Source organism: Streptomyces flavalbus, assembly GCF_042674625.1.
Taxonomy (GTDB): Bacteria; Actinomycetota; Actinomycetes; order Streptomycetales; family Streptomycetaceae; genus Streptomyces; species Streptomyces flavalbus.
In genome coordinates, this window is the sequence record NZ_JBHTEB010000001.1 from 7,263,868 (window position 1) to 7,275,303 (window position 11,436).

Sequence of the window (11,436 nt, forward strand, 5' to 3'; positions counted from 1 at the left end):
CGCACGGCTCAGCCCGCCGTCGCCAGGAACTGGGTGGCCGCCAGCTCCGCGTACAGCGGGTCGGCGGCCACCAGCTCGCGGTGGGTGCCGACCGCCCTGACCCGGCCCGCGTCCATCACCACGATCCGGTCCGCCATCGTCACCGTCGACAGCCGGTGCGCGACCACCAGCACCGTCGTCGCCCGCGCCACGTCGGCGACCGTGTCCCGCAGCGCCGCCTCGTTCACCGCGTCGAGCTGCGAGGTCGCCTCGTCCAGGAGCAGCAGCCGGGGGCGGCGCAGCAGCGCGCGGGCGATGGCCACCCGCTGCCGCTCCCCACCCGAGAGCCGGGTGCCACGGTGTCCGACCAGCGTGTCCAGACCGGCGGGCAGCCGCGCCACCAGCCCGTCGAGCCGGGTCGTCTTCAGCACCCGGGCGAGCGCCGCCTCGTCGGTGTCCGGGTTGCCGAGCAGCAGGTTGTCGCGGAGCGAACCGGACAGCACCGGGGCGTCCTGCTCCACATAGCCGATCGCGGACCGCAGCCGCGGCAGCTCCCACTCCGCGACGTCCCGGCCGTCCAGCGTGATCACCCCGGACTCCGGGTCGTAGAACCGCTCGATCAGCGAGAACACCGTCGTCTTGCCCGCGCCGGAGGGCCCGACGAACGCGGTCATGCCGCGCGGCGGCACCGCGAAGCTGACCCCGTGGTGGACGTACGGCAGATCGTCCGCGTAGCGGAAGCGGACGTCGTGGAAGGCGACCGCGGCCGGTTCCGCCGACTCCTCCGGCAGCGGCGCCGCCGGGGCCCGCTCCTCGGCGGGCAGCCGCAGCGCCTCCTGGATGCGGGTGAGCGCCGCCGCGCCCGTCTGGTACTGCGTGATCGCGCCCACCACCTGCTGGATCGGCGCCATCAGATAGAAGACGTACAGCAGGAACGCCACCAGCGTGCCGATGTCGATCACGCCGGTCGCCACCCGCGCCCCGCCCACCGCGAGCACCGTGATGAACGCGCTCTGCATCGCCAGGCCCGCCGTGTTCCCCGCCGCCGCCGACCACTTGGCGGCGCGCACGCTCTGCCGCCAGGAGTCCTCGGCGGCGGTGTGCAGCGTCAGCTCCTCGCGGTGCTCGGCGCCGGACGCCTTCACCGTGCGCAGCGCGCCCAGCACCCGCTCCAGCGAGGCGCCCATCACCCCGACCGCGTCCTGCGCCCGTCTGCTGGCCTGGTTGATCCGGGGCACGATCACCCCGAGCACCGTGCCCGCGCCCAGCACCACGGCGAGCGTCACCGCCAGCAGCACCGGGTCCACCAGGCCCATCATCACCACCGTCGCCACCAGGGTGAGCCCGCCGGTGCCGAGGCCGACCAGGGAGTCCGTGGTGACCTCGCGCAGCAGGGTGGTGTCGGAGGTGATCCGGGCCATCAGGTCGCCCGGCTCACTGCGGTCCACCGCGGGTATCCGCAGCCGCAGCAGGTACGACGACAGGGCCTTGCGCGCGCCGAGGACCACCGACTCCGCGGTCCGCCGCAGCACGTACGAACCCAGCGCGCCCACCGACGCGTTGGCCACCACCAGGACCGACATGAGCAGCAGCGCGCCGGTGATGGTCCGGTCGTGGGCGAGGTCGTCGATCAGCTCCCGGGCCACCAGCGGCAGCAGCAGCCCGGTGGCGCCGGTGAGCAGGGACAGCAGCGCCCCGGTGAGCAGGGACCAGCGGTGCGGTGCGACATAGCCGAGCAGCAGCCGCCAGGGCGGCGGGCCGGGTTCGGTCGGGGCGAGGCTCACGGGTCTCCTTCACGGGCCGGGCGAGGAGTTCAATCTACGCGGGGCCACTGACAACCGGCCGCGGACGGCCGCGACGGCTGACGTTACCGATCAGTCGCGCGTACGGTCGAAGACGACGGAAGCCGCCGAGGAAAGGGCCAGCGCCATGGCGCAGGAAGTACGGGGTGTGATCGCACCGGGGAAGGACGAGCCGGTCCGCGTCGAGACGGTCGTCGTGCCCGACCCGGGGCCGGGGGAGGCCGTCGTCCAGGTGCGGGCGTGCGGGGTCTGCCACACCGACCTGCACTACAAGCAGGGCGGCATCAACGACGAGTTCCCCTTCCTGCTCGGCCACGAGGCGGCCGGGATCGTGGAGTCCGTCGGCGACGGCGTCACCGACGTCGCCCCCGGTGACTTCGTGATCCTCAACTGGCGCGCGGTGTGCGGGCGGTGCCGGGCCTGTCGCCGTGGCCGCCCCTGGTACTGCTTCGACACCCACAACGCCGGGCAGAAGATGACCCTCGCCGCCACCGGCCAGGAGCTGTCCCCGGCCCTCGGCATCGGCGCGTTCGCGGAGAAGACGCTGGTCGCGGCGGGCCAGTGCACCAAGGTCGACCCGGCGGTCTCCCCGGCCGTCGCCGGACTGCTGGGCTGCGGCGTGATGGCCGGGATCGGCGCCGCGATCAACACCGGGAACGTCGGCCGCGGCGACACCGTCGCCGTGATCGGCTGCGGCGGCGTCGGGGACGCCGCGGTCGCGGGCGCCCGGCTCGCCGGGGCGGCGCGGATCATCGCCGTCGACATCGACGACCGCAAGCTGGAGCTGGCCCGCCGGATGGGCGCCACCCACACCGTCAACTCCGCCCAGACCGACCCCGTCGAGGCGATCCGCGAACTGACCGGCGGCTTCGGCGCGGACGTCGTCATCGAGGCCGTCGGCCGCCCGGAGACGTACCGGCAGGCGTTCTACGCCCGCGACCTCGCGGGCACCGTCGTCCTGGTCGGCGTGCCCACCCCCGAGATGAAGCTCGAACTGCCGCTCCTGGACGTCTTCGGCCGCGGCGGCGCCCTCAAGTCCAGTTGGTACGGCGACTGCCTGCCCTCCCGGGACTTCCCCATGCTCGTCGACCTGCACCAGCAGGGCCGACTCGACCTCGGCGCGTTCGTCACCGAGACCATCCAACTGGACGAGGTGGAGAAGGCGTTCGAGCGGATGCACGCCGGTGACGTGCTGCGCTCGGTGGTGGTGCCGTGATGGCCGCCCGCATCGAACGCCTTGTCACCTCCGGGCAGTTCAGCCTGGACGGCGGCACCTGGGACGTCGACAACAACGTCTGGATCGTCGGCGACGACACCGAGTGCGTCGTGATCGACGCCGCGCACGACGCCGACGCCATCGCCGCCGCCGTGGGCGACCGGCGCCTCACCGCGATCGTGTGCACCCACGCCCACAACGACCACGTCGGCGCCGCGCCCGCGCTGGCCGACCGCACCGGCGCGCTGATCTGGCTGCACCCGGACGACCTGCCGCTGTGGAAGCAGACCCACCCGGACCGCGACCCCGACGCACACCTCCAGGACGGCCAGGTCATCGAGGCGGCGGGCGCCGACCTCACCGTCCTGCACACCCCGGGCCACGCCCCCGGCGCGGTCTGCCTGTACGACCCCGGCCTGGGCGCGGTGTTCACCGGCGACACCCTCTTCCAGGGCGGCCCCGGCGCCACCGGCCGGTCCTACTCCCACTTCCCGACGATCATCGACTCGATCCGCGACCGGCTGCTGACCCTGCCGCCCGACACACGGGTCCTCACCGGTCACGGCGACGCCACGACCATCGGCGCGGAGGCCCCGCACCTGGCGGAGTGGATCGCCCGGGGCCACTGACGGCGCCGTCCGGGCGATCTCCGCGATCCCCACGGAAAAGGCGACAGGAGATGTCCGGCTTCCCCGGCACCCTCGTGGCAGAGACAGCGAGGAACGACACGGGAGGCCGGACACATGACAGGACCGCTGACGGGCAAGGTCGCACTGGTGGCGGGGGCGAGCCGGGGAGCCGGACGCGGCATCGCCGTGGAACTCGGCGCCGCGGGCGCCACCGTCTACGTCACCGGCCGCACCACCCGCCACCAGCGCTCGGAGTACGACCGCCCCGAGACCATCGAGGACACCGCCGACCTGGTCACCGCCGCGGGCGGCCGGGGCGTCGCCGTACCCACCGACCACCTCGACCCCGCCGCCGTCCGCGCCCTGGTCGACCGGATCGCCGCCGAGCAGGACCGCCTCGACGTCCTCGTCAACGACGTCTGGGGCGGCGAGAAGCTCTTCCAGTGGGACACCCCCGTCTGGGAGCACGACCTGGACAACGGGCTGCGGCTGCTCCGCCTCGCGGTGGAGACGCACGCCGTCACCAGCCACCACGCCCTGCCGCTGCTGCTGCGCCGCCCCGGCGGCCTGGTCGTCGAGATGACCGACGGCACCGCCGAGTACAACCGCGACACCTACCGCGTGAACTTCTTCTACGACCTCGCCAAGGCGTCCGTGCTGCGGATGGCCTTCGCCCTCGGCCATGAACTCGGCCCGCGCGGCGCCACCGCCGTCGCCCTCACCCCGGGCTGGCTGCGCTCGGAGATGATGCTGGAGACGTTCGGCGTCCGTGAGGACAACTGGCGCGACGCCCTGGAGAAGGAGCCGCACTTCGCGATCTCGGAGACCCCGCGCTACGTCGGCCGCGCCGTCGCCGCCCTCGCCGTCGACCCGGACGTGGCCCGCTTCAACGGCCACTCCCTCTCCAGCGGTGGCCTCGCGCGGGAGTACGGCTTCACCGACCTCGACGGCAGCCGCCCCGACGCCTGGCGCTACCTCGTCGAGGTCCAGGACCCGGGCAGGCCCGCGGACACCACCGGCTACCGCTGAGCCGTGTGAGCTGTGCTACGTGACGGGCCGGGCCCGCCGTGCAACCTTCCGCCGTCGCCTACCGTCTAGCTGACAGACAGCGCGTCCGCACCGACCGGCGGAGCGCACTCTCCACGCGAAAGGCGGGGCCACTCATGGGGGACAGACGCAGACGGGGAGCCGTCGTACTCGGGGTCACGGCGCTGGTGGCGCCGGTCACCGTCGTCGCGGGCGCCGGTACGGCGCAGGCGGCGAGCTGCACGACGCAGACGGGCCCGTACCAGAAGCAGGTGGAGAAGTTCCTGGGCCGACCGGTCGACGGCAGGCAGTCGGCCGCCGACTGCAAGGCGATCAAGGCGTTCCAGACCAAGCACGGCATCACGCCCAACGTCGGCTACGCCGGTCCCATCACCTGGGGTGTGATGGACCTCATGCGCAAGCAGAAGGCGGTCGGGAGCAACCCGAACAAGGACGGGAAGTGCCCGGTCAACAAGGGCCGGATCGCCTGCGTCAACCTCACCCTCCAGCTGAGCTGGATCCAGGACGGCAAGAAGCTCGTGTACGGGCCCGTGCCGGTGCGCACCGGCCGCGACGGCTACGAGACGCGCACCGGCCTGAAGAAGGTCTACTGGCGGAACATCGACCACGTCTCCACCATCTACAACGTGCCGATGCCCTACAGCCAGTTCTTCGACGGCGGCCAGGCGTTCCACTCGGTGCAGCTCAGCATGTGGAACCCGCCCGGCTCACACGGCTGCGTCAACATGACGAGCACCACGGCCAAGAAGTACTGGTCGCTGCTGAAGACGGGCGACGACGTCTTCGTCTACGGCCGCAAGCCGGGCACGTGACAAGCGACACGGTCCGAAATGCCGGATTCGCTCCTGAATACTCACAGCACCTTCACCTCGTAACTCGTATGCTGCACAGCATGTCCACCACTGTTGAACCCGTCTCCGAGCGATCGGCCGCGGAGGTCAACGAGGAGATCCGGGCCCTGTGGCGCCGGGCGGGCGGGACACTCAACACCGAGCAGCGCGCGGAGTACCAGCGCCTCGTGATGGAGTGGGCCGCCGCGGCCCCCCAGTCGGCTCGCGCCGCCGCCTGACCACCGCGGGCATCCGCCCGTCACCCGGCGCCCTGACCGGCGCCGGGTCCGTCCATCTCCCACGCACCGACACCGGCCAGTCATCCCCACATCGCCGAGTAGTGCCGCTGGTAGGACCTGCGGTCCTGCTCGGCGCGGATCCACCGGGTCGCCACCAGCGCGACCAGACTCCCCGCGACGACCAGCAGTCCGGGCCCGACGTTCCGCGGGTCCGACAGCCGCGCCAGCAGCGCCGTCGCCCGCACGCCCCCGTCCACCGGAGCCGACGACCCCGGCGACGCCGTACCCGGCGACGCCACACCCGGCGCCCCCGCGCCCCGCGTCGCCGCCGCGGACGGCTCCGGCGAGGCGCCCGCGCCCCGTGGCGCCGACACGATCAGGTCGAGACCGAGCGCGTCCAGCGCCTCCGTCACCGGCTGGAAGAACGTCGTACCCCCCGCCGCGCAGTCACCGCTGCCCCCGGAGGTCACCCCCAGTGCGATCCCCTCGGAGAACAACGGGCCGCCGCTGTCGCCCGGTTCGGCGCACACGTCCGTCTCGATGAGGCCGCTGACCGTGCCCTCCGGGTAGTTCACGGTGGCGTTCAGCGCGGTCACCCGGCCGTCCCGCAGCCCGGTGGTGCTGCCGCTGCGGAACACCCGCTGGCCGACCGCCGGATCACCCAGCCCGGTGATCCGCACCCCGCGCCCCGCGCCGACCGCGACCACGTCGGCGCCGTCGCCCGCCCGGCCGTCCGCGTACGCGATGAGTGAGAAGTCGTCGCCGGGGAAGCTGCCGCGGATCGTGCGGCCCACCTGCTGGCTGCCCCGGCTGTCCGCGAACCAGACCGAGCCGGTGGGCCCGCAGTGCCCGGCGGTGAGGATGAAGTCCCGCCGCCCGTCGGTCACGTTGAACCCCGCCGAGCAGCGACCGGCCGTCGACAGGATCTGCCGCGCCCCGTTCAGCCGGGTGGTGAAGGCGCCCTCGGCGCGCTCCATGCGCACGGTGCCGTCCATGCCGTCGGCGAGGTCCGTCAGCCGCGACCAGTCGGCGGCGGAGACGGTGCTGTCGCCGCGGACCACCACCTCGTTGGCGCGGTAGTCCACCGCCCACGCGGTGCCCGACACCCGGGGCGCCGCGCGCAGCGCCGCCGTGGCCGACTCCAGGTCGCTCATGCTGTGCCGGACGACCTTCGCCGCCGCGCCCGCCGCCCGCACCTCGGCGGCGGCCCGCCGGTCGGTGACCGCGACGACCGGCCGCCCGTCGTCACCGATCCAACTGCCCGCCGTACGGGCGGTGCCGAGCCGGTCCAGGAGCGGGGCGGCGGGCGCCGTCCACGCACCACCGGACGTGCCGCGCGGCTCGGGCGGCGCCGGGGACTCGCTGGCGACGGCCCTGCTGACCATCACGGTGCCCAGCAGCAGTCCACCGACGGCCGCCAGCCGTGTCACCCGCCGGACGATCCGTCGTCGTGCGTGCCTCATGCGTGGCTCCCGAACCCCGAACGCGCGGCGTCAGCGCCGCGGGGCGCCCGGTGGTCGGGCGCCCCTCGTCCATACGTGCCGGGGCCCGCCGGTGTTCACCGCGCCGGGCGGCGGCTCACCGCTTCAGGGCCACCCCGCCGAACATGGCGACCTCCTCCGGCTCCGGCCCGTCCACGGGCTCCGGACGCCAGCGCGAGCACGACACCACACCGGGTTCGAGGAGTTCGTAGCCGTCGAAGAACCGGGCCACCGCCTCGGGCGTGCGCTGGGTCAGCTTCGGGGTGCCGTGCTCGTTCCAGAACCTCACCGCCTCATCCACGTCGGGCATCGCCGGGCTGGTGATGGTGTGCGACAGCACCAGGTAGCTGCCGGACGGCAGCCGGTCCATCAACTGCCGGACCAGCGCGTACGGGTCCTCGTCGTCGCCGATGAAGATGACCACGCCGAGCAGCACCAGCGCCACCGGCTGGCTGAGGTCCAGGGTCTTCGCCGCGTGTTCGAGGATCGTGTCGACGTTGCGCAGGTCCTCGTCGAGGTAGTCGGTACGGCCCTCGGGGGTGCTGGTCAGCAGGGCGCGGGCGTGCGCCAGCACCAGCGGGTCGTTGTCGACGTAGACGATCCGCGACTCCGGGGCGAGGCGCTGCGCGACCTCGTGGGTGTTGTCGGCGGTCGGCAGTCCGGTGCCGATGTCCAGGAACTGGCGGATACCGGCCTCCTCCACCAGATGGCGCACGGCCCGCCCGAGGAACAGCCGGTCCGCGCGGGCGTAGTCACCGATACCCGGGTGGAGCTGGCGGATCTGGTCGCCCGCGGCGCGGTCGACCTCGTAGTTGTCCTTGCCGCCGAGCCAGTAGTTCCAGATCCGCGCGGTGTGCGGCTGGCTGGTGTTGATGCGCTCGCGCAGCGTCTCTGCGACGCCGTCCGTCGCGGCCGGGTTCTCGGTCACGGGTCAGCTCCTGGTGTGCCTGGTGCCTGATGCCTGGTGCACTGTCAAGGAGCAATCTAGACGCCCGCGTTCGCCTTAGACTCCGGGAATGGACGAGACGCCGGTGAAGCAGCTCGGAGACGGCAAGTACCTCCTGCTCATCACCCACCGCAAGGACGGCACGGGCGTGCCCACCCCGGTGTGGGTGGTCCGCGACGGGGACGGGGCGCTGGGGGTGTGGACGGTCGCCGACTCCTGGAAGGTCAAGCGGATCAGGCGCCGCGCCGACGTCCGGGTCGCCGCCTGCGACCTGCGCGGCAACCCCCTCGGCCCGGAGTACCCGGCCACCGCCGAGATCGCCGACGCCGCCACCGCCGCCCGCTACCGCAGGCTCATCGCCCGCAAGTACGGCGTCGTCGGCCGCCTCACGCTGCTCGGCAGCAGGCTGCGGCGGGGCACGTCCGGGACGGTCGGGATCAGGGTGACGCCGGACTCCTGAGGCCGGGTCAGGACCAGGGCCGGTACGGCTCGTCGAGCAACTGGAACACCGGCTCGCCGCGCACCGGGTCCTTGGCGGTGGACAGCCGCACCCGGTCGCCGCTGTGGATGCTGACCGGCGGGCCCATGACCCGGCCGCGCACCACGAACCCCTCCGCCATCTCGATCAGGGAGACGTTGCGCGCGGCGGGGGTGTTGCGGTGCAGCACGGTGGAGTGGCGGACCGTGCCGGTGCCCTCGCTGCGCTCCTGGCGCAGGTCGCTGCCCTGGCAGACCGGGCACAGCAGCCGGTGGTACATGGCGGTGCCGCACCAGGTGCAGCGCTGGTAGACCAGCGCCTCCGGCTCCGGGGCGGCGTGGTCGAGCACGCCCGCCGCGGTCCCGGCGCCCTGCGGGGCGGCGCCGGTGGGGCGCTGGGCGGACTGGTGGTAGGTCGGACGTCCGAAGTGGTGCCCTGAGTCGTGTCCTGTGTGGTGGTACACGCTGGTCAACTCCCTGCGCTCGGCCGGAAATCCCACGTGCGCGGCTCACCCGTGCACGGACGTGCCCGGTCACCGTGCCACCGTGCACGCGCACAGCGTATGGCACTCAGTGCCAGCCGTAAAGGGACTCGGTACCACTAATTTGGGCCTCAGTCGCACCCCGGTGGGGTGGCGCGCGGCGCCCCTTGCGCCCGGCCGATGGCACTCATGAGCAAGGTGCTGGCACTCAGTGCCGGACAGGGAGGGGGCTGAGGCCCTCGGGGCGGCACGGCTTAGCCTTTCGGGACCGTTCCGCACCCCCGGGAGATCCGTATGCCGTCCGCCCGCCCCCGCGTCCTGTACGTGACCGACCTGGCCTACCAGGCGCGCGGGCGCCGCTACTGCGACGAGGACATCCACCTCACCGCCCAACTGCGCGAGGAGTTCGACCTCGCCCTGTGCCACCCGCTGGACGCCGCCGCGCTGCTGGACGCCTTCGACGCGGTGGTCGTCCGCAACAGCGGGCCGGTGCTCGCCTACCAGGCGGCGTACGAGGAGTTCCGCGCGCGGGCGCTGCGCACCGGGGCGCCGGTCTACAACCAGCTCACCGGCCGCGCCGACATGACCGGCAAGCAGTACCTGATCGACCTGACCGCCGCCGGGATGCCCGTCATCCCCACCGTGGACCGCGCGGCGCACCTCGACCGGCTGCCGCCAGCCGAGCGGTACGTCGTCAAGCCCAGGCTCGGCGCCGACTCCATAGGGCTGCGCGTCCTGTCCGCGGGGGAGCTGTCCGGCCTGGCCGACGGCGACGTGCTCGTGCAGCCGTACGTCGACTTCCGCTACGAGGTCTCCTTCTACTTCGTCGACCACGACTTCCAGTACGCCCTCTACGCCCCCGACCCCGAGCGGCGCTGGCGCCTGGAGCCGTACCAGCCCACCGTCGAGGACCTGGAGTTCGCCCGCCGCTTCATCGACTGGAACGGCATCGAGCACGGCATCCAGCGGGTGGACGCCTGCCGCGCCCCGGGCGGGGAGCTGCTGCTGGTGGAGTTGGAGGACCTGAACCCCTACCTGTCCCTCGACGCCCTCCCGGACGCCGCGCGGGACGCCTTCGTCGCGGCGTTCAGGGCGTCCCTGCGGCGGTTCCTCGCGGCGGCGTGAGGCTCAGGCGCCGTCGGCCCGCGTCGCCATGACCCGGGCCACCGCGGCGGACACCTGGCGCTGCACCGCGTCCGGGAGCGGATCGCCCTGGACGGCGGTCACCAGGTCGTCGGCCAGGCGGTGCAGCTTGGTGTTGGTGTTCTGCGAGGCCGCCACCAGCACTTCCCAGGCCTGGTCCGGGTTCAGTCCGAAGGACGCCATCAGCACCCCGCGGGCCAGGTCGATCACCGGCCGGGTCTGCATGGCCCGGCGCAACTGGACGACCTCCACCCCGAGGCCGCCGTCGCTGCCGCCGCCGCCCGCCAGGGCCGGGGTGAACATCGTGAGCGTGCCGGTCAGCGCGAGCAGCCGCCCCGCGGCGGGCCCGGCCGCGCGGACGGTGACCGTCTTGCCGTCGGCCAGGGCCTGTTCGCGCACGGTGAGCAAGGTGTTCAGGGTGGAACAGTCGCAGAACTCCACCCCGGTGAGGTCCAGGTCGATACCCTCGATGGAGTCGGCCAGGGTCTCCCGGAGGATCTTCTGCAGGTCGTCGTCCACCGGCAGGCCCAGTTCCCCACGGAGGGTCACACATGTGCGGGTTCCCTCGGACCGGGTCTCGGCCAGCAGGCCGCTCGGCACCCGGGCGGCGAGGCCGTCGCCGCCGTGTGCCGCTACGGCATCCGCTGACGGGGGCAACGCGGAACGCGCGGACTCCGGCATGGCCGCCTCTCCTCGGGTCTCCAGGGCGTACGTCATCAGGCTCACCCCACCCATGAGAACACGTCAAGGGATACCGGAAACAAATTTCATGCTTCTGTATGCGGGAAACGGAGGCCCTATGCTGGCTCCATGGGTGGAGTGCCTGAGCCGCATACAGGATGGACGTTTCTCACTAATCATGCCCGTGTACTAGCCGCCATCGCCGACGACCACAACGTCCGCATCCGTGACATCGCGGCGTACTGCCGCCTCACCGAACGGGCCGTACAGAAGATCATCAGCGATCTGGAGCGGGACGGCTACCTCTCGCACACCCGCGAGGGGCGCGGCAACACGTACCGGATCGAGCCCTCGAAGGTGCTGCGCCATCCGGCCGAGTCCGGGCTGACCGTGGCCGCCCTGCTCGCGCTGCTGGTCAAGGACGAGGCGTACCGCTTCCGGGACAACCCGGACGAGCGGCCCCACGTCCAAGACACCTGAACGG

At 72.7% G+C, this 11,436-nt stretch carries 13 protein-coding genes; 8 read left to right on the top strand and 5 right to left on the bottom strand.

Going from position 1 to position 11,436, the window contains the following annotated elements:
• Positions 1-8: 8 nt before the first annotated feature.
• Entirely contained in the window at positions 9-1,763 is a 1,755-nt protein-coding gene (locus ACFQZ6_RS32465) for an ABC transporter ATP-binding protein (protein ID WP_381616514.1), read from the bottom strand.
• A 145-nt stretch (positions 1,764-1,908) separates the two neighbouring features.
• Here ACFQZ6_RS32465 and ACFQZ6_RS32470 point away from each other — a divergent pair, with 145 nt between their 5' ends.
• From ACFQZ6_RS32470 to ACFQZ6_RS32490, 5 genes are all read left to right on the top strand, one after another.
• Positions 1,909-2,997: an S-(hydroxymethyl)mycothiol dehydrogenase gene (locus ACFQZ6_RS32470; RefSeq protein ID WP_381616517.1), complete on the top strand. Its 1,089-nt coding sequence runs from the start codon at positions 1,909-1,911 to the stop codon at positions 2,995-2,997.
• Positions 2,997-3,626 carry an MBL fold metallo-hydrolase gene (locus ACFQZ6_RS32475; protein WP_381616520.1) on the top strand — a complete coding sequence of 210 codons (630 nt, stop codon included), beginning with the start codon at positions 2,997-2,999 and terminating at the stop codon, positions 3,624-3,626. The genes ACFQZ6_RS32470 and ACFQZ6_RS32475 overlap by 1 nt, the downstream gene beginning before the upstream one ends.
• Positions 3,627-3,740: 114 nt before the next feature.
• Positions 3,741-4,655, top strand: a complete 915-nt coding sequence (locus ACFQZ6_RS32480) for an SDR family oxidoreductase (protein ID WP_381616523.1) — start codon at positions 3,741-3,743, stop codon at positions 4,653-4,655.
• 134 nt (positions 4,656-4,789) lie between these two features.
• Entirely contained in the window at positions 4,790-5,485 is a 696-nt protein-coding gene (locus tag ACFQZ6_RS32485; RefSeq protein ID WP_381616526.1) for a L,D-transpeptidase family protein, read from the top strand.
• A 68-nt stretch (positions 5,486-5,553) separates the two neighbouring features.
• Complete coding sequence (locus tag ACFQZ6_RS32490) at positions 5,554-5,742, top strand: hypothetical protein (RefSeq protein ID WP_381616529.1); 189 nt, start codon at positions 5,554-5,556, stop codon at positions 5,740-5,742.
• Between the two features lie 80 nt (positions 5,743-5,822).
• On the opposite strand, the gene ACFQZ6_RS32495 is transcribed toward ACFQZ6_RS32490, so the two are convergent.
• Positions 5,823-7,205 (bottom strand): S1 family peptidase, encoded by a 1,383-nt coding sequence (locus ACFQZ6_RS32495; RefSeq protein WP_381616532.1) that lies wholly within the window; start codon positions 7,203-7,205, stop codon positions 5,823-5,825.
• Positions 7,206-7,320: 115 nt separating this feature from the next.
• Positions 7,321-8,151 carry an SAM-dependent methyltransferase gene (locus ACFQZ6_RS32500; RefSeq protein WP_381616535.1) on the bottom strand — a complete coding sequence of 277 codons (831 nt, stop codon included), beginning with the start codon at positions 8,149-8,151 and terminating at the stop codon, positions 7,321-7,323.
• An 88-nt stretch (positions 8,152-8,239) separates the two neighbouring features.
• Between ACFQZ6_RS32500 and ACFQZ6_RS32505 the strand changes: the two genes are divergently transcribed.
• Complete coding sequence (locus ACFQZ6_RS32505) at positions 8,240-8,629, top strand: PPOX class F420-dependent oxidoreductase (protein ID WP_381616538.1); 390 nt, start codon at positions 8,240-8,242, stop codon at positions 8,627-8,629.
• A gap of 7 nt (positions 8,630-8,636) precedes the next feature.
• Here ACFQZ6_RS32505 and ACFQZ6_RS32510 read toward each other — a convergent pair whose 3' ends face one another.
• Entirely contained in the window at positions 8,637-8,996 is a 360-nt protein-coding gene (locus ACFQZ6_RS32510) for a Zn-ribbon domain-containing OB-fold protein (protein ID WP_381618830.1), read from the bottom strand.
• Positions 8,997-9,422: 426 nt separating this feature from the next.
• On the opposite strand from ACFQZ6_RS32510, the gene ACFQZ6_RS32515 reads away from it, so the two are divergent.
• Positions 9,423-10,253: a hypothetical protein gene (locus ACFQZ6_RS32515; RefSeq protein ID WP_381616541.1), complete on the top strand. Its 831-nt coding sequence runs from the start codon at positions 9,423-9,425 to the stop codon at positions 10,251-10,253.
• A gap of 3 nt (positions 10,254-10,256) precedes the next feature.
• On the opposite strand, the gene ACFQZ6_RS32520 is transcribed toward ACFQZ6_RS32515, so the two are convergent.
• Positions 10,257-11,006 carry an ANTAR domain-containing protein gene (locus ACFQZ6_RS32520; RefSeq protein ID WP_381616544.1) on the bottom strand — a complete coding sequence of 250 codons (750 nt, stop codon included), beginning with the start codon at positions 11,004-11,006 and terminating at the stop codon, positions 10,257-10,259.
• Between the two features lie 75 nt (positions 11,007-11,081).
• Here ACFQZ6_RS32520 and ACFQZ6_RS32525 point away from each other — a divergent pair, with 75 nt between their 5' ends.
• The gene (locus tag ACFQZ6_RS32525; RefSeq protein WP_381616547.1) at positions 11,082-11,432 is read left to right on the top strand and encodes a helix-turn-helix transcriptional regulator; all 351 of its coding nucleotides are present in this window, start codon (positions 11,082-11,084) and stop codon (positions 11,430-11,432) included.
• Positions 11,433-11,436: the final 4 nt, after the last annotated feature.